The following is a 17,338-nucleotide window of genomic DNA, read 5'->3' as shown; positions in this document are numbered from 1 at the left end:
TGATCCGAAAGCGAGATCATGACAACGCCCGCGCATGTCGCGATCATCATGGATGGAAATGGACGCTGGGCCAAGGCGCGCGGTATGCCGAGGCTCGCGGGTCATCGCGCCGGTGTCGAGGCGCTGCGCAAGGCTGTGCGTGCCGCCCCCGGTCTCGGTATCTCCTTCCTGACCGTCTATGCTTTCTCGTCGGAGAACTGGTCACGGCCGAAGTCCGAGGTCAGCGACCTTATGGGGTTGTTGAAGCTGTTCATCCGTCGCGACCTTGCCGAGCTGCACCAGAGCGGCGTGCGGGTCAGGATCATCGGCGACCGGGCAGGGCTGCAGGCGGACATCAGGGGGCTGCTCGAGGAAGCCGAATCGCTGACGACCCACAACACCTCGCTGACGCTGGTGATCGCCTTCAATTACGGCGGGCGCGACGAGATCGTGCGCACGGCGCGCAAGCTCGCCGAGGCGGTGGCGCGCGGTGAAATCGACAGCGAGGCGATCACCGCCGAAAGCTTTGCCGGCTCTCTCGACACGCAAGGCATTCCCGATCCGGAGCTGGTCATCCGCACCAGCGGCGAGCTTCGCCTGTCCAACTTCCTCTTATGGCAGGCCGCCTACAGCGAACTCGTCTTCCTGCCGTGCTACTGGCCGGACTTCAATCGCGAGCATCTCGCCGAGGCCTTGCGCGAATATGCCGGCCGCGAGCGCCGCTTCGGCGGACTGGACCCGCAAGACGTCGCGTCGCGACCGGCCGCGGGATGAGCAACCTTCAGCTACGTGTGATTTCGGCGGTCGTGCTCGCTATTGCGGCCCTTGGCCTGACTTGGCTTGGCGGCCTGCCTTTCCGGCTGCTGTGCGCCGTCATGGCGGCAATGATCTTTTATGAATGGACACGCATGTCGCGGCCCGCCGCGGCCGACGGGCTTGGCTTCCTGCCGGAAGCGCTGATGGTCATTTTCGTCGGTACCTTGATTGCCGGCCTGTCCGCATTGTGGCTGCTGCCGCTCGTGGTGATTCTGGTTGCGATAACGGCGACCACCGCGGGAATTCGCAGGATCGGCCAGTGGGACGCTGGCGGCCTTGCCTATGCCTGCGTGTCGGGTCTGTCGCTTGCCCTGCTGCGCGACGGCGACCATTCGGGCTTCGTCGCCATCCTGTTCCTGTTCGCGGTCGTCTGGGCGACCGACATCTTCGCCTATTTCGTCGGGCGCGCCGTCGGCGGGCCCAAACTGGCGCCGTCGATTTCGCCAGGCAAGACGCGCAGCGGCGCGTTCGGCGGGGCGGTCGGTGGCGTCGTCGCGGGACTTTTGCTGGCAGCCATTGCCGGCGCCGGCAACCTGGCGTTGCTCGGCTTTGTGGCGCTGGTGCTGTCCGTTGTCGCCCAAGCTGGCGACCTGTTCGAATCCTGGGTCAAACGGCGGCACGGCCGCAAGGATTCGGGCGTGCTCATTCCTGGCCATGGCGGCGTCATGGATCGCGTCGACGGGCTTGTCGCGGCCGCTCTTGCCCTATACGTCATCGGTTGGATTTCGGCGGGCGCCGACCATCCGGCACAGGGGCTGTTTGCCATTTGAATGGTGTCATTCCACGATCTGGCGCGGACGTGCCTTGGATTCGCCTGTATTGATGTCACAGTCACGCAGCGACCGCGGAAGAATTTGAGGGCTTGAGTTGAACGAGATTCTTCACGCGATTTTCAGCACGGAAGGCCTCTTTCTCGGCACGCTCGTGCCGTTTCTCTTCGTACTGACCGTGGTGGTGTTCGTTCACGAGATGGGCCACTACCTCGTCGGCCGCTGGTGCGGCATCGGGGTCAGGGCCTTCTCGATCGGCTTCGGTCCGGAGCTCATAGGCTTCAACGACAGGCACGGCACGCGCTGGAAGCTTTGCGCCATCCCGCTTGGCGGTTATGTCAAGTTTGTCGGCGACATGAGCGCCACCTCCAGCAAGCCGACATCGGATGAGCTCGAAACGCTGACCGACGAGGAACGCAAGGTTGCCTTCCACACCCAGGCGATCTGGAAGCGCGCGGCAACGGTGGTGGCCGGGCCGCTGTTCAACTTCCTGCTGACGATCGTCGTCTTTTCCGTGCTGTTTGCCTCCTATGGTCGTTATGTGGCGGAGCCCATGGTGGCGGAGGTTACCGCCGAGAGTCCCGCGGCCAAAGCCGGCATTTTGCCTGGCGACCGATTCGTCAGCGTCGACGGCAGCAAGGTCGAAACCTTCGGAGACGTGCAGCGGCTGGTCTCGGGCCGGGCCGGCGACACCATCACCTTCGTCATGCTGCGCGGCGGCAAGGAGGTCACGGTGACCGCGACGCCGCACCTGATGGAACAAGAGGACGCGCTCGGCAACAAGATCAAGGTTGCGGTGATCGGCGTCGTCAACAACAAGGAACTCGGCCAGCCTCGTCTCATCACATACACCCCGGTGGGAGCCGTTGCGGCGGCCGTTGAGGAAACGGGCCATGTCATCGAGCGCACGGGCCAGTTTCTGCAGCGCTTCGTCGTCGGGCGCGAGGACAAGTGCCAGCTGGGTGGTCCGGTCAAGATCGCCGGCATGGCCGGCAAGGCTGCCAAACTCGGTTTCGAGTGGCTGGTGCAGCTTGTCGCGCTGCTCTCCGTGGGGATAGGCATTCTAAACCTTTTGCCGATTCCCCCCCTCGACGGCGGCCATCTGTTGTTCTACGGGGTGGAGGCCGTCATCCGCCGGCCGGTGTCGGAACGGATGATGGAAATGGCCTATCGGGCCGGTCTGCTTCTGGTGCTGTGCTTCATGGCGTTCGTGTTCTGGAACGATCTCTTTGGGTGCTGAAATCATGAAGGAATTTGGCCTGGGCATGGTCGATGTTGAGACGCCGTTTACCATGCACGGGGATATGAGTGACGCGAAAGCCACGCAACAGGGTTAAGTAAATACAAATTAACCAGAAGCCTTGCGTGTAGGGAAAATCCGGTTAATACGGTAGGGGAAATGACCGCACGTCCGGTTTTCTCGCCGTGGGGACTACGAGAAAAGGTTATTAAGCCCGATGAAGGCAGCATCCAAGTTTCTAAACGCCGCGTCAGCGGCGGCACTGTCCGCCGCTCTGGTCGTACCCGGTGCGCTCGCAGTGCAGTTCGTTGCCACATCGGCGGCCGAAGCCGCTGTCGTAAGCAGGGTGGAGGTGAGCGGCAACCAGCGTGTCGACGCCGATACTATCCGCAACTACATCACCATCAAGCCCGGCAAGGCCTTCTCCAGCTCCGATGTCGATAGCGCGGTCAAGGCGCTGTTCGGCACCGGCCTGTTCTCCGATGTCCAGATCAACCAGGTCGGCTCGACCCTGGTCGTCAAGGTTTCGGAATACAAGGTCGTCAACCAGGTGCTGTTCCAGGGCAACAAGAAGCTCAAGGACAACGCGCTTCAGGCAGCGGTTCAGCTGAAGCCGCGCGGCACGTTCTCCCAGGCTACGCTCGATTCGGACGTCGAGGCGGTCAAGGCCGCTTACAGGCGCATCGGCCGTGACGATGCCGGCGTGACCGCGCAGATCATGGAGCTCGGCGACAACCGCGTGAATGTGGTGTTCCACGTCACCGAAGGCGATCGCACGCAGATCGCGGCAATCAATTTCGTCGGCAACAGCGCCTATTCCAGCCGCCGCCTGTCGGACGTGATCAATACCAAGCGCTCATCCTGGGTCTCGTTCATCCTGCGCGACGACGTCTATGATGAAGACAAGCTGCGCGCCGACCAGGAACTGCTGCGCCGCTTCTACTATAATCACGGCTATGCTGATTTCCAGGTCGTTTCCGCTGTCGGCGAGCTCGACAATGCGACCAACAAATACACGGTCACCATCACCGTCCAGGAAGGCGAGCGCTATACTTTCGGCGACATCAGCGTCGAAAGCACGATCCCGGAAGTGGACTCCAAGTCGCTGGAATCGGTGGTGGAAACACACAAGGGCGATGTCTACAACGCCAAGAATGTCGAAGACTCGATCATTGCCTTGACGGAGAAGGTGGCCGGTTCCGGCTACGCATTCGCGCAGGTGACGCCGCGTGGCGATCGCAACTTCGAGAACCATACGATTTCGGTGGTCTACACGGTCGACCAGGGCACCAAGGCCTATGTCGAGCGCATCGAGATCCGCGGCAACGATCGGACGCGTGACTATGTCATTCGCCGCGAATTCGATGTCAGCGAAGGCGACGCGTTCAACCAGGTGCTCATCCAGCGCGCGAAGAAGCGTCTGGAAGACCTCAATTACTTTGACAAAGTCGACATTTCGACCGTGCCTGGCTCGGCCCCTGATCAGGTCGTGCTGGTGGTCGATGTGGTCGAGAAGTCGACGGGTGAATTCTCGGTTGGCGCCGGCTATTCGACCGGTGGCGACTCGGCCGGACCGTCCGTCGAAGGATCGATCACCGAGCGCAACTTCCTCGGTCGCGGCCAGTTCATCAAGGTGTCGGCCGGTGGCGGCAAGAACTCGCGCGACTACAGCCTGTCGTTCACCGAGCCCTATTTCCTCGGACGGCGCATCGCCGCCGGCTTCGACATCTACAAGTCGACGCGGGAATACAACAACAACTACGACAGCGACACCACCGGCGCGACGATCCGTTTCGGACTGCCGATCACCAACAGCATCACGACCCAGTTGGCGTACAACATCTCGCAAGAGAAGTATAAGGTCGACAAAAGCTGTGGTCCTACCAGCGACCTCGATCCCGACGGCACCTGTAACATCTCACAGGCCGTCCTCGACGGCATCGAGCAGAGCCCATGGATCAAGTCCTCGGTCAGCCTGGGACTGGTCTACAACACCATCGACGACATGAAGAACCCGCACGAGGGTATCTATGCCAACACGACCGTGGAGGTCGCCGGTCTCGGTGGCGATGCCAAGTTCGTGAAGATCACCGGCCGCGGCAGCATCTATCAGACGCTGTCCGAGCAGCTTGACCTTGTCGGCCTCCTTTCAGGTGGCGCGGGTCACGTCGAGGGTTACGGCAGCGACGGCGATCTGCGCATCTTCGACCACTTCCAGAGCACCGATCGCATGATCCGCGGCTTTGCCTATGGTGGCATCGGCCCGGTCGCTACCGGTACCAGCGGCGATCATCTGGGCGGCACGACCTATTTCAACGCTTCGGCCGAGGCGCAATTCCCGCTCCCGGTTGTTCCCGAGAGCTTCGGCTTGCGTGGCGCGGTGTTCGCGGATGCGGCGACGCTCTACGGCAACAAGATTGCCGATCAGTCACTGGTCGATCAGGACTCGACCGGCTTGCAGATACGCGCCTCGGTCGGTGTCGGCCTGATGTGGGCCTCGCCATTCGGGCCGATCCGTATCGACTATGCGATCCCGGTCAAGAAGGAAGCCAAAGACGACGTGCAGGAATTCAACTTCGGCATATCGACCCGCTTCTGATCGGCGGCCAACGATGCTCCCGGGTTTTGGATCCGGGAGAAATGTTCCGACCTAGCTGGATATAGCTTCTGGAATGACCGATCCGGTGTTCTTCGCGCCATCACGCCGGTATACGGCGGCCGAAGTCGCGAATCTGACTGGCTCGGTGCTTGTCGATTCCGGCCAATCCGACGTTTCGATCGAAGCGTTGGCGCCAGCCAATGAAGGCGGCGCCAACGCGCTCGTCTTCGTCGACGGCAGGCGCAATTCGGCGCTGATGCCGTCGCTGCGGGCGGCAGCGGTGCTGTGTCCGGCGGAATTCGCGAACAAGGCGCCGGCTAGCGTCGCCGTCCTGATCCATCCGCGGCCGCAACAGGCATTCGCCCTGGTCGGTCGGCTGCTGTTCCCCACGGCCGCTACGCCGGGGCCGATGACCGGTGAAACCGGTGTTTCGCCCCATGCCCACGTCGATCCGACAGCGCATGTCGAAGCCGGCGCTGTCATCGAGGCCGGCGTGGTCATCGGGCCAGGCGTCTCGATCGGCAGCGGCACCGTCATCGCGCCAAACGCCGTCATCGGACAGTCCTGCCAGATTGGCCGTGACGGCTATGTCGGCCCGGGCGCCAGCATCCAGTACGCATTGATCGGCAATCGGGTCATCATCCATGGTGGCGCCAGGATCGGCCAGGACGGCTTTGGCTTTGTCGGCGGCGCCAAGGGTCCCGAACGTGTTCCACAGATCGGGCGGGTCATCATCCAGGACGATGTCGAGATCGGCTCCAACTCCACCGTCGATCGCGGCGCCATGTCCGATACGATCATCGGGCAAGGTACCAAGATCGACAATCTCGTGCAGATCGCCCATAACGTCCGCATCGGTCGCAATTGCATAGTAGCCGGGCTTTCGGGTATTTCCGGTTCCGTGGTGGTGGGGGACAATGTCACCATGGGCGGCGGCGTCGGGCTTGCGGATCATCTGACGATTGGTACAGGTGCCAAGCTTGCCGCCAGAAGTGGATTTATGAGCAATGTTCCCGCCGGCGAGATATGGGGTGGCTATCCGGCGCAGCCGATGGCGGAAGCCATGCGAGAGATAGCCATGTTGCGCACGATGGCCAGGGCACGCAAGCAGGGCAAGGACAATGGCTGACATGGTGGCGGCGACAACGCTGGAAGCGGTCGACATATTGGGGCTTATGAAGCTCCTGCCGCACCGTTACCCCTTCCTCATGATCGACCGCATCGTCGACATCGATGGCGACGACTCCGCCATCGGCATCAAGAACGTGACCATAAACGAGCCGCATTTTCAGGGTCATTTCCCGGAGCAGCCGGTGATGCCGGGTGTGCTGATCGTCGAGGCCATGGCGCAGACGGCGGGCGCCATCTGCATCCGCAGCCTCGGGGCGTCGAAGCCCTCGCTGGTCTATTTCCTGACCATCGACAACGCCAAATTCCGCAAACCGGTCGTTCCCGGCGACCAGTTGAAGATCCATGTCAAGAAAATCAAGAAGCGCGGCAACCTGCTCAAATTCGCCTGCGAAGCCCTGGTCGAAGGTACCAAGGCGGCCGAGGCCGAGATTTCAGCCATGATGGTCACCGGCGACTGACGATCGAGTGCCCATGAAAATCAACACGTCAATCCATCCTTCCTCCGTCGTGGAAGAAGGCGCCCAAATCGGCCACGGTGTGCGCATTGGGCCGTTCTGCCATGTCAGCGCCGATGCGGTGATCGGTGACGGTGTCGAACTGGTTAGCCATGTCTCGGTCATGGGCGCGACCACTGTCGGAGCGTCGACCAAGATCTATCCGATGGCGATCCTGGGCGGACCGCCGCAGAACACCAAGCACAAGGGCGGCCGCACCACACTCGTCATCGGCGCCAACTGCACCATCCGCGAAGGCGTGACCATGCATGTCGGCACCGACACCAGCCGCGGCGAAACGACGGTGGGCGACAATGGCAATTTCCTCGCCTACGCCCATATCGCCCATGATTGCGTCGTCGGCAACAACGCCACCTTCGCCAATGGGGCGACATTGGGCGGCCACTGCGAGATCGGCAACAATGTCTATATCGGCGGCCTTAGCGCCGTTCATCAATTCGTGCGTGTAGGCGACAACGCCTTTCTTGGCGGATGCTCGGCTTTTGTTGGTGATGTCATTCCCTACGCCATCGCGGTCGGTAACCGCGCCAGCTTGCGCGGCTTGAACATCATCGGCCTCAAGCGCGCCGGTCTGCCCCGTTCCGAAATCTATCTGCTGCGCAAGGCCTACAAGACGATCTTCGACCGCTCCCGCACCGTCGGCGAGAACATCGAGTTCGCCAAGGCGGAGTTCGCCTCGTCGCCGACAGCAATGAAGATCATCGACTTCATCACCAGTCGCGGCAAGCGGCACTACGCGGTGCCATCGCTCAAGGGCGGCGATGGCGACGATACCGATGACGAAGGCTGAGACAGCCGCGGCTGGTCTTGATCTCCCGCCTGATGCCAGGGTCGGCATCATCGCCGGCGGGGGCAGCCTTCCGGTCGAAGTCGCTGCCGGTTTGGCCGAACAGGGTCATGCGCCCTTCATCGTGCTCATGGACGGTGAGGCTGACCGCCTGGCGGAGTTGTGCCGGTACGAGCATGATACCCTTGCCCTGGAGGCGATAGGATCGCTCGTTCCGCTGCTCAAGCGCAACCGGATTACCCATCTGGTACTTGCCGGCGAGATAAAGCGCAGGCCAAGGCTGACACATCTGCGACCAAGCCTCAGCCTGCTCGCCGTGGTGCCCCTCGTTGTCATGGCGTTGGCGCGTGGCGATGACGGGCTGCTCAAGGTGGTGGCGCGCGGGCTCGAGGCCCGGGGGATTAAAGTCGTGGGTGCCCACGAGATCGTGCCGAACCTTGTCGCCGCCGAAGGGGTGTTGACCAAGGCTAAGCCTCTGAAATCGGACTGGCGCGACATCGAGGCGGGTTTTGCGGCGGCAAAGGCCATTGGGGCGCTGGATATCGGCCAGGCGGCGATCGCGGTCGGCGGCCGGACCATTGCGCTTGAAGGCATCGAGGGCACGGCCGGATTGCTGGACCGCGCCAGGCTGCTACGCGGCCACGGCCGTATCGCCGGCAAGACGCGCGGCGTTCTGGTCAAATGCGCCAAGCCTGGCCAGGAGTTGCGGGCGGATCTTCCTTCCATGGGACCACAGACGGTAGAAGCAGCGCATGCGGCCGGCCTTGCCGGCATTGCCGTCGAAGCGGGACGCTCCCTGATCCTCGAAGGCCCCGCAACCCTCTCGCGTGCCAATGAGCTTGGGCTGTTCATCGTCGGCCTGGCAGCAGCGGAGTCCGGACATGGCTGACAGGGCGCTGAAGATCGCGATCGTCGCGGGCGAGGAGTCAGGCGACCTCCTTGGCGCTGACATCGTCCGGTCGCTCCGCCAGATGACAGAGCGCGAGGTGCAACTCGTTGGACTCGGCGGCCGCCACCTCCAGGCGCTTGGGCTGGTTTCGCCGTTCGACGCCGGCGAGGTCGCTCTGATGGGGTTTAGCGCCGTCCTGCGTGACCTGCCGCGCCTGATCCGGCGGATCGGCCAGCTGGCGGGGATGGTTGCGGACGCCAAGCCCGACTGCCTCATCACCATCGACAGTCCCGATTTTTCGTTGCGCGTCGCCAAAAAAGTGCGCGCGGCCAACCCGTCGATCCCGATCGTCCACTATGTCTGCCCGAGCGTCTGGGCATGGCGGCCGGGCAGGGCGGTGGCGATGAAGCCCTATGTCGACCACATTCTGTGCATCCTGCCGTTCGAAGTGAATGAACTCGATCGGCTGGGTGGTCCGCCCGGCACCTATGTCGGGCACCGTCTGACCCATGACGCGGGTGTGCTCTCGGCGGCAAAGGCTCAAGCCCAGCCGCGTGATCTATCACCAGACCGCGTGAAGACGCTGCTCGTCCTGCCCGGCTCGCGGCGCGGCGAGGTGCGGCGGCTGCTCGAACCGTTCGGCGAGACCGTGTCGATGTTGCGGGCTCGCGGGCATCGGCTCCGGCTGATGCTGCCGACGGTGCCGCATGTCGCGGATACCGTGCGCTCCGCGGTCACGCGCTGGGACGAGAAACCCGAGATTATCCTTGAGCCCGAGCGCAAATGGCAGGCCTTCGGCAAGGCCGACGCCGCGTTGATCGCGTCCGGCACGGTGTCCCTGGAACTGGCATTGTCCGGGGTGCCGATGATCTCTTGCTATCGGCTCGACCCGGTCGCACGCGTCGTCGCGCCGTATCTCGTTTCCGTCTGGTCGGCGCTGCTTCCCAACCTGATCTCGGATCGCGCGTTGATCCCGGAATTCTACAACGAGTACGTCAAACCGAACAATCTTGCGCGCCAGCTGGAAGCGCTGTTGGCAGACAATGGCATGCGCGCCTGGCAGAAAGACGGGTTTGCCGAGATCTCACGGCGCATGGCAACGGACAAACCGTCCGGTGAAATCGCCGCGGGCGTGGTCCTGCGCCATATGAAAAAGGCGCCCTGACGGACGCCTTTTTCGGTCATCAGCCCGGCACCGCTCACCGCTTGGCGATCGGCACGTAGTCGCGCTCCGGCGCGCCGGTGTAGAGCTGGCGCGGGCGGCCGATCTTCTGGCGCGGATCCTCGATCATTTCCTTCCACTGCGCGATCCAGCCGACCGTGCGGGCGACCGCGAACAGCACGGTGAACATGGTGGTGGGGAAGCCCAGCGCCTTCAGCGTGATGCCGGAGTAGAAGTCGACGTTCGGATAGAGCTTCTTCTCGATGAAATAGGGATCGGTCAGCGCGATCTTTTCCAGTTCCATCGCGATGTCGAGCAGCGGATCGTCCTTGATGCCGAGTTCGCCCAAAACCTCATGCGCCGTCTTCTGCATGATCTTGGCACGCGGATCGTAGTTCTTGTAGACGCGATGGCCAAAGCCCATCAGCCGGAACGGATCGTTCTTGTCCTTGGCGCGGGCGATGAATTCCGGGATGTGATCGACATGGCCGATCTCGCCCAGCATGTTGAGCGCCGCTTCATTGGCGCCGCCATGGGCCGGGCCCCACAGGCAAGCGATGCCGGCGGCAATGCAGGCGAAGGGGTTGGCGCCCGAAGAGCCGGCGAGACGAACGGTCGAGGTCGAAGCGTTCTGCTCATGATCGGCGTGCAGGATGAAGATGCGCTCCATGGCGCGCGCCAGCACCGGATTGATCTTGTATTCCTCGCACGGCACGGCAAAGCACATGTGCAGGAAGTTGGCGGCGAAATTCAGCTCGTTCTTCGGATAAATAAAGGGCTGGCCGATGTGGTACTTGTAGGCCATGGCCGCGATCGTCGGCATTTTGGCGATCAGGCGCATGGACGCAACCATGCGCTGGTATGGGTCGGAGATGTCGGTCGAGTCGTGATAGAAGGCCGACAGCGCGCCAACCACGCCGCACATCACCGCCATCGGGTGCGCGTCGCGGCGGAAGCCGGTGAAGAAGCGCGACATCTGCTCGTGCACCATGGTGTGGCGCGTCACGCGATAATCGAAATCGTCCTTCTGCGCCTTCGTCGGCAGTTCGCCGTAGAGCAGGAGGTAACAGACCTCGAGGAAGTCGCCGTGTTCGGCCAACTGGTCGATCGGGTAGCCCCGATGCAGGAGGATGCCGGCATCACCATCGATGAAGGTGATTTCCGACTCGCAGCTTGCCGTAGAGGTGAAGCCGGGATCATAGGTGAAGGCGCCGGTGGTGCTGTAGAGCGAGGCGATGTCGATGACGTCAGGTCCGACCGAGCCGCTTCGCACCTTGAATTCGTGAGTCTTGCCGGCGAATTGCAGCGTTGCAGTGGCCTCCTGGCCGCCCACATCCAGTTTTTTCGCAGCTTCGGTCATTGCAAACTCCTTCTTGTTTCCTCATGCCGGCAAAGGCAAATTCCGCAGAGCGACACGTCGAAATCACCGCAATGCGCGTATTCGCCACCGCATTTTAGGAGGTGCGTGCCAGATTGGGCCAAGCCTAATGTTGCACTGCGAAACGCGCCTTTCAATGCCAATCTTCTTGGGCCAGTTTGCTCCTAATCGATTTGATCCGCTATGCGCGCCAGGCTTTCCTCACGCCCCAGCACGGCCAGCACGTCGAACACACCTGGCGATGTGCTTTTGCCGGTCAAGGCAGCCCGCAGCGGCTGGGCCACGGCGCCAAGCTTGTGGCCGCCAGCCAGCGCATAGTCGCGGATCGCGGCCTCGGCCGTGGCGGCTGTCCAGTCGCCGGACAGCGCGTTCAAAGCTTCGTGAGCGCCGCGCAGGATCTTGCGGGCATCGTCGTTGAGCAGGAGTGCCGCCTTGTCGTCGATCGGCAGCGGCCGCGCGGCAAACAGGAAGCCGGCGCCGTCGACGAGCTCGACCAGCGTCTTGGCGCGCTCCTTCAGGCCCGGAAGTGCTGCCAGCAACTGCGCCTTGTTCTTCTCGTCGAGGCGCGCCGCCATCGCCGGGCCACCCTCCAGATAGGGCAAGGTGGCGATGAAAATGTCGAACAATTCGGTGTCGGCCATGCGGCGCATATGGACGCCGTTCAGCGCCTCGAGCTTGGCGAAGTCGAAGCGCGCCGCGCCCTTGTTGACGTCGCCGATATCGAACCAGGAGATCATGTCCTTGATCGACATGATCTCGTCGTCGCCATGGCTCCAGCCCAGGCGCGCGAGGTAGTTCAGCAGCGCCTCGGGCAGATAGCCCATGGCGCGGTAGGCCTCGACGCCCAGCGCGCCGTGGCGTTTCGACAGCTTGGCGCCGTCGGCGCCATGGATCAGCGGGATGTGCGACATCGACGGCACGTCCCAGCCCATGGCGTTGTAGATCACCGTCTGGCGGGCGGCGTTGGTCAGGTGATCGTCGCCACGGATGATATGGGTGATGCCCATGTCGTGGTCATCGACGACGACGGCATGCATATAGGTCGGGTTGCCGTCCGAACGCAGGATGATGAAATCGTCGAGATCCTTGTTGGGGAAACGCACCTCGCCCTGGACCCGGTCCTGCACCACCGTCTCGCCCTCGGTCGGTGCCTTGATGCGGATGGCACCCTTGACGCCGGCGGGTGCCTCCGACGGGGCGCGGTCGCGCCAGTGGCCGTTATAGCGTGGCGGCAGGCTCTTGGCGCGTGCCGCCTCGCGCATCGCCTCGAGCTCGGCTGAAGTCTCGTAGCTGTAATAGGCCTTGCCCAGGCGCACCAGCTCCTCGGCCACCTCCCGGTGGCGCGGCGCGCGCTCGAATTGGGAGACCGCGTCACCGTCCCATGACAGGCCGAGCCAGGTCAGGCCATCCAGAATGGCCGATGTGGCCGCATCGGTCGAACGCTCGCGATCGGTGTCCTCGATGCGCAGCAGCATCGTGCCGCCGGTGTGCTTGGCATAGAGCCAGTTGAACAGCGCCGTGCGCGCGCCGCCGATATGCAGATAGCCGGTCGGCGACGGAGCAAAACGGGTGATGACCTTGTCGGGCATGGAACTCTCGGAAAACGTCTGAAGCTGAGTGCGGAGTGCGCGGACTTTCGCGCGTCGCGCGTTCATGTAGCATAGGGTGTCGAGGGCGCAAGGGGCAGACCCGATGACTGGACGAGGCCGGGGCTCGGATCGGGGCGAGGGCGCCATTGTCGGCGTCAGCGAGCGATCCCTGTTCGCGACGCCTCCTGCGATCCCGCTGCCATCGCCGCTCGTGGCTGCGCCCGCAACCCAGCCGCTGCAGGCGGATAGCCCAGCGCCAACTCCCACTCCTGCCGCACGCAGAGTTGTGCGCATGCGCCGGCAAATCGGCCCGATATCCTTGCCACGCCTGCGTCACGGCGTCGCCAAGGCGGCGGAGCTGGAACTCGACCGGGGCATCGCCTTCCTGCTGGTGCCGGTCTGTCTGGCCGTTGGGGCGATCTGCTACTTTTCGTTGCCATCCGAGCCCGATTTTGCAAAGCCGGTCGCGGTCGTGGTTCTGGCGGCGGTCTGTGCATTCGTCGCGCGCTCCTGGCCGAAAACCCATCTGTGTTTCATGGCACTGCTGTTGTGTGTGCTTGGCCTGCTCGCGGCGAAGGTCGAAACATGGCGAGCCGGAACCCGGATGCTGGGCTCGGAAATCTCGACGCAACTGACCGGCCGCGTGATCTCGCTCGAGGAGATGGAGAGCGGCCGCATCCGGCTGACCATGGACGTGGTTTCGACCGCCCGGCCGAAACTGCGCTACGCGCCTGAAAGGGTCCGGCTTTCGGCACGCAAGATACCGCCCGAAATGACCGCCGGCTCGCTTATCACAGGCTATGCCAAACTGCTGCCGCCGACCGGCCCGGTGCGGCCGGACAGCTACGACTTCTCCTTCGACAGCTATTTCGCCGGCATCGGCGGCAGCGGCTTCTTTCTCGGCAATCCAACGGTTGTCTCCGCCGAAGCCGGTGAGATGCCGCTGCCGGCACGCGTGTTTTCAGGCATCGAAAATGCCCGCGAAGCCATCGCCGACCACATCAGGGGCAGCATTGGCGGCGCCGAAGGCGAGATCGCGGCGGCGCTGATCGTCGGCGTGCGGGCCGGCATTCCCGATGAAATCAACGAAGCGATGCGGCGAACCGGCATCTACCACATCATCTCGATTTCGGGTCTGCATATGGCGCTGGTGGCAGGCACCATCATGGGTCTGCTGCGCGGCGCCTTCGCGCTGTTTCCAGGCTTTTCCGCGCGCCGGCCGGTGAAGAAATACGCCGCCGCCGCCGCACTGTTTTCGATCGCCGCTTATCTCGTCATTTCGGGCGTCGTCGTCGCGGCCGAACGCAGCTTCATCATGCTGGCGGTGATGCTGATCGCCGTCTTGTTCGATCGCGCGGCGCTGACCATGCGCAACCTGGCGATCTCGGCGATCGCCGTTATCCTGGTTTCGCCGCACGAGGTCGTCGGCCCGAGTTTCCAGATGTCGTTCGCGGCAACCGCGGCCTTGGTTGGCGCCTATGCCGGCTGGGCCGACCACCACCAGGGAAAGACGAGGCCTCCGCCGCCAAAGCGATCCCTACCCGGGTTTCTGACGCGAAAATTCCTCTTGGCGACAGGTGGATTGGCCATGACGTCCATCATCGCCGGCAGCGCGACGGCACTGTTTGCCATCTGGCATTTCCAGCGGGTGTCGCCGCTCAGCCTGTTCGCCAATCTGGCCGTCATGCCAATCGTGTCGATCGTGATGTTCCTGGCCGTCGCCAGCGCGTTGCTGATGCCGTTCGGGTTGGATTGGCCGGCTCTCTACCTCATGGGCAAGGGCCTGACAGCGATGATCGCCATATCGGCGTGGATATCGGAGCGCTCTCCGGTCGATGGAGTCGGGCTGATTTCGCAGCAATCCGTGCTGCTGGTCACCGTCGCGCTGGTCATCGCGACGATGGCGACGACGTGGCTCCGGCTCACGGCGGTGCCATTCGCGCTTGCCGGTCTGTTGACTGTGTCGCACACGCGCACGCCCGATGTGCTGATCTCGGAAGATACGCGGTTGGTGGCTCTGTCGATCGGCAATGGCGAACTGGCCGTCAACCGGGAACGTCCGAACGAATTCGCAACCGACAATTGGAAACGCGCTCTGATCTCCGAAACAGTCGTCCTACCGGAAATGTTCGACAAGACGGACGGGCAATTCGATCTTGCCACTCCCACCGACCTGCCGCTGGGATCGCCGTTCTATTGCCGCGAAGGCCTGTGCCTTGCCAGGCACCCTTCCGGCGCGATCATCGCCTATGTCGAAGATCGCAAGAACACCTGGAAGGCCTGCGCTTTCGCCGACCTGATCGTCGTCAATGACGCGACCGCCTATGACGCCTGCCATAATCCGCTGGTTCTCGTCGTCACGAAACGGCAGCTCGCCCGCAAGGGGAGTGCCGCCGTCTTCTTCGATCCCCAGTCGGCCACGAGCCCGGCTGCGATCGAATTCGCCGTCGACGGACCATACCGGCCCTGGCACGAGCAGCGAAAATTCTCACGCGAGGCGCGGGGGTTGGCCCCCTATAAAAAGGCCGACAAGCCCGATGGCAAGCAAGTTCAGTAGCGCCTGATCAGCCCGACAAGCTTGCCCTGCACCTTGACCCGATCCGGTCCGAAGATGCGTGTTTCGTAGGCTGGATTGGCGGCTTCGAGCGCGATCGAGGCGCCCTTGCGGCGGAATCGCTTCAGCGTTGCTTCCTCCTCGTCGACCAGCGCCACGATGATTTCGCCCGGACTTGCTGTATCGGCATTGCGGATGATGACCGTGTCGCCGTCGAAGATACCGGCCTCGATCATCGAGTCGCCCTTGACCTCCAGCGCATAGTGCTCGCCGCCCATGATCATGTCCGGCGGCACCGAAATCGAATGCGTCTGATGCTGGATGGCATCGATCGGCACACCGGCGGCGATACGGCCCATGACGGGGATGGACACGGCTGAAACCGCATCATCGTCGTTGCCGGCCGCGGCCAGGCGGGAAGGCGGCGTCGCCGGCCTGATCTGGCGGCCGAGACTGCCTTGGCCAAGGCTGCCCTGGATGACGCTTGGCGAGAACTTCTTTGCCGCATTGAGGCCCGGCGCGATCGAGTCCGGCAGCCGCAGCACTTCCAGTGCGCGCGCCCGATTGGGTAGCCGGCGAATGAAGCCGCGTTCCTCCAGCGCCGTGATCAGGCGATGGATCCCCGATTTGGAGGCAAGATCGAGTGCTTCCTTCATCTCGTCGAAGGAGGGCGGTATCCCGCTTTCCTTGAGCCGTTCGTGGATGAACATCAGCAGTTCATGTTGCTTGCGTGTCAGCATGGCGGCCCCCAAGGCATTGAACGAAAGGTCTGAACCAGAATCGAAAAACAAACCCAGAACAAACACTATCCGTTCCAGTTGTGTTCCGCAACCGTTTAAAGTTTAATGAATTTGTTAACGCGTCTGAAGTTTTTTGCCGCGACAGCGGACTGCGGCCGACCCTTTCCGCGATCGGCAGGCATTGAAATTGTTTTGGTTAACGGCCTGTGGCCTATCCACTGATGGGCCGTGGCATCAGTCTTTCGGAGGGCTCTTCGCGGGTGGATTGTACAATTTGTGGATCCATTATTCGCGGAACGAAACGAAACCAAAACGCCAACGATTGGTAGCTTTGGGGCGGCGATGGATCCAGGTGCTTGGCCCACTCCGGCCAGCGCATGCCAACAGGCGTCGCGCAAGCGCTGAAGTCACCCGGAACCCGCTTTCAAACTGCCGGCGCGCGCGGCGTATTTGGTCGCGCCGCTGTCTTCGCTATGGACATAGACGTGCAGGGTATAGCCGATATGCGCCGTCATCAGCGCCTTGGCCCGCTCGACGTCACGATCGAGTGCAGCTTCCATGATCGCTGTATGGTGTTCGATCGCAATGGCTTCGCACAATGCCTCCATTGCCTCTTCATAACCGTCCTTCAGGCCAGCCGCGGCCCGCAATGTCGGCGCCAGGCCGAGAAAACGATGATGCCGTCGCAGCTGATCGGCGATGGTCGAGCGGAATCGCATGAGCCAATTGGAAGTCGCCGCGCTCAGCAGCGCCGCATGGAAAGCCTCGTGGTTCTCGTCCCATTTATCGACGGCCGCATCCGAAGGATCGTCGACCGCGGTCTTGCAACGGGAGAGCCGGTAGTGGGCGGTGACAACGGCATCCTCCCACTCCTTGCCGCCTTTTTCCATCGATTCGAGGAACAGGGGTATCTCGACCACCATCCTGGCGCGTGCCAGGTCCTCCAGTTCGGCCCGCGATACCGGAGCGACGGTAAAACCACGATTGCTGATGGCGGTGACCAGGCGTTCGGCCTCCAGCCGCGACAAGGCTTCGCGCAACGGCGTCCAGCCGACACCATAGGTGCCGCGCAGCGCACTCAGCTTGAGCGGGGCCCCGGGCATGAGGCGCGTCGTCAGGATATCGCGCCGCAACAGCTGATAGGCTGCCTCCGTCTTTGTGGAGATCGTTTGATCCTGCATCACGGTCC

14 protein-coding genes are annotated in these 17,338 nt (G+C 62.8%); 10 read left to right on the top strand and 4 right to left on the bottom strand.

The genetic code is table 11. The features are described 5' to 3' along the window. The first annotated feature begins 18 nt into the window (after positions 1–18). From O7A70_RS10675 to lpxB, 9 genes are all read left to right on the top strand, one after another. Positions 19–753, top strand: a complete 735-nt coding sequence (locus tag O7A70_RS10675; protein ID WP_337140354.1) for an isoprenyl transferase — start codon at positions 19–21, stop codon at positions 751–753. After that, the gene (locus O7A70_RS10670; RefSeq protein ID WP_337140353.1) at positions 750–1,565 is read left to right on the top strand and encodes a phosphatidate cytidylyltransferase; all 816 of its coding nucleotides are present in this window, start codon (positions 750–752) and stop codon (positions 1,563–1,565) included. The genes O7A70_RS10675 and O7A70_RS10670 overlap by 4 nt, the downstream gene beginning before the upstream one ends. 97 nt (positions 1,566–1,662) lie before the next feature. Further along, entirely contained in the window at positions 1,663–2,805 is a 1,143-nt protein-coding gene (gene rseP / locus O7A70_RS10665) for an RIP metalloprotease RseP (protein ID WP_337140352.1), read from the top strand. Positions 2,806–3,022: 217 nt separating this feature from the next. Beyond that, on the top strand, positions 3,023–5,404 hold the full coding sequence (bamA, locus tag O7A70_RS10660) for an outer membrane protein assembly factor BamA (protein ID WP_337140351.1): 2,382 nt from the start codon (positions 3,023–3,025) through the stop codon (positions 5,402–5,404). A gap of 73 nt (positions 5,405–5,477) precedes the next feature. Continuing rightward, the gene (lpxD, locus tag O7A70_RS10655) at positions 5,478–6,533 is read left to right on the top strand and encodes a UDP-3-O-(3-hydroxymyristoyl)glucosamine N-acyltransferase (RefSeq protein ID WP_027142622.1); all 1,056 of its coding nucleotides are present in this window, start codon (positions 5,478–5,480) and stop codon (positions 6,531–6,533) included. Beyond that, positions 6,526–6,993: a 3-hydroxyacyl-ACP dehydratase FabZ gene (gene fabZ, locus O7A70_RS10650; protein ID WP_015317790.1), complete on the top strand. Its 468-nt coding sequence runs from the start codon at positions 6,526–6,528 to the stop codon at positions 6,991–6,993. Before lpxD ends, fabZ begins: the two co-directional genes overlap by 8 nt. Before the next feature lie 13 nt (positions 6,994–7,006). Next, on the top strand, positions 7,007–7,840 hold the full coding sequence (gene lpxA / locus O7A70_RS10645; protein WP_337140350.1) for an acyl-ACP--UDP-N-acetylglucosamine O-acyltransferase: 834 nt from the start codon (positions 7,007–7,009) through the stop codon (positions 7,838–7,840). Beyond that, positions 7,812–8,726, top strand: coding sequence for an LpxI family protein (locus O7A70_RS10640; protein ID WP_442921175.1), 915 nt, complete (start codon positions 7,812–7,814; stop codon positions 8,724–8,726). Before lpxA ends, O7A70_RS10640 begins: the two co-directional genes overlap by 29 nt. Next, positions 8,719–9,891: a lipid-A-disaccharide synthase gene (gene lpxB / locus O7A70_RS10635; RefSeq protein WP_337140348.1), complete on the top strand. Its 1,173-nt coding sequence runs from the start codon at positions 8,719–8,721 to the stop codon at positions 9,889–9,891. The genes O7A70_RS10640 and lpxB overlap by 8 nt, the downstream gene beginning before the upstream one ends. Positions 9,892–9,925: 34 nt before the next feature. On the opposite strand, the gene gltA is transcribed toward lpxB, so the two are convergent. Together gltA and gltX are read right to left on the bottom strand one after the other, a co-directional pair. Next, entirely contained in the window at positions 9,926–11,248 is a 1,323-nt protein-coding gene (gltA, locus tag O7A70_RS10630) for a citrate synthase (protein ID WP_337128109.1), read from the bottom strand. A 182-nt stretch (positions 11,249–11,430) separates the two neighbouring features. Then, entirely contained in the window at positions 11,431–12,855 is a 1,425-nt protein-coding gene (gene gltX / locus O7A70_RS10625) for a glutamate--tRNA ligase (protein ID WP_337140347.1), read from the bottom strand. Positions 12,856–12,958: 103 nt separating this feature from the next. Between gltX and O7A70_RS10620 the strand changes: the two genes are divergently transcribed. Beyond that, entirely contained in the window at positions 12,959–15,412 is a 2,454-nt protein-coding gene (locus tag O7A70_RS10620; protein ID WP_337140346.1) for a ComEC/Rec2 family competence protein, read from the top strand. Here the strand turns inward: O7A70_RS10620 and lexA are convergent. Both lexA and O7A70_RS10610 read right to left on the bottom strand, forming a co-directional pair. Then, positions 15,406–16,149 (bottom strand): transcriptional repressor LexA, encoded by a 744-nt coding sequence (gene lexA / locus O7A70_RS10615; protein ID WP_337140345.1) that lies wholly within the window; start codon positions 16,147–16,149, stop codon positions 15,406–15,408. The genes O7A70_RS10620 and lexA overlap by 7 nt on opposite strands. Before the next feature lie 407 nt (positions 16,150–16,556). Further along, on the bottom strand, positions 16,557–17,330 hold the full coding sequence (locus O7A70_RS10610) for a GntR family transcriptional regulator (protein ID WP_337106873.1): 774 nt from the start codon (positions 17,328–17,330) through the stop codon (positions 16,557–16,559). Positions 17,331–17,338 lie beyond the last annotated feature (8 nt).

Origin of the sequence: Mesorhizobium sp. Cs1299R1N1, assembly GCF_037179655.1 — a bacterium.
In the GTDB taxonomy this organism is placed as follows: Bacteria; Pseudomonadota; Alphaproteobacteria; order Rhizobiales; family Rhizobiaceae; genus Mesorhizobium; species Mesorhizobium salmacidum.
This window is presented reverse-complemented; position numbering and strand designations above follow the sequence as displayed.

Bases quoted from the DNA above. Each gene is read 5' to 3' on its own strand.
- gltX (WP_337140347.1), bottom strand. From the start codon at position 12,855: ATGCCCGACAAGGTCATCACCCGTTTTGCTCCGTCGCCGACCGGCTAT.
- gltA (WP_337128109.1), bottom strand. From the start codon at position 11,248: ATGACCGAAGCTGCGAAAAAACTGGATGTGGGCGGCCAGGAGGCCACT.
- bamA (WP_337140351.1), top strand. From the start codon at position 3,023: ATGAAGGCAGCATCCAAGTTTCTAAACGCCGCGTCAGCGGCGGCACTG.
- O7A70_RS10640 (WP_442921175.1), top strand. From the start codon at position 7,812: ATGGCGACGATACCGATGACGAAGGCTGAGACAGCCGCGGCTGGTCTT.
- lexA (WP_337140345.1), bottom strand. From the start codon at position 16,149: ATGCTGACACGCAAGCAACATGAACTGCTGATGTTCATCCACGAACGG.
- O7A70_RS10670 (WP_337140353.1), top strand. From the start codon at position 750: ATGAGCAACCTTCAGCTACGTGTGATTTCGGCGGTCGTGCTCGCTATT.
- O7A70_RS10675 (WP_337140354.1), top strand. From the start codon at position 19: ATGACAACGCCCGCGCATGTCGCGATCATCATGGATGGAAATGGACGC.
- fabZ (WP_015317790.1), top strand. From the start codon at position 6,526: ATGGCTGACATGGTGGCGGCGACAACGCTGGAAGCGGTCGACATATTG.
- lpxB (WP_337140348.1), top strand. From the start codon at position 8,719: ATGGCTGACAGGGCGCTGAAGATCGCGATCGTCGCGGGCGAGGAGTCA.
- O7A70_RS10610 (WP_337106873.1), bottom strand. From the start codon at position 17,330: ATGCAGGATCAAACGATCTCCACAAAGACGGAGGCAGCCTATCAGCTG.
- lpxA (WP_337140350.1), top strand. From the start codon at position 7,007: ATGAAAATCAACACGTCAATCCATCCTTCCTCCGTCGTGGAAGAAGGC.
- lpxD (WP_027142622.1), top strand. From the start codon at position 5,478: ATGACCGATCCGGTGTTCTTCGCGCCATCACGCCGGTATACGGCGGCC.
- O7A70_RS10620 (WP_337140346.1), top strand. From the start codon at position 12,959: ATGACTGGACGAGGCCGGGGCTCGGATCGGGGCGAGGGCGCCATTGTC.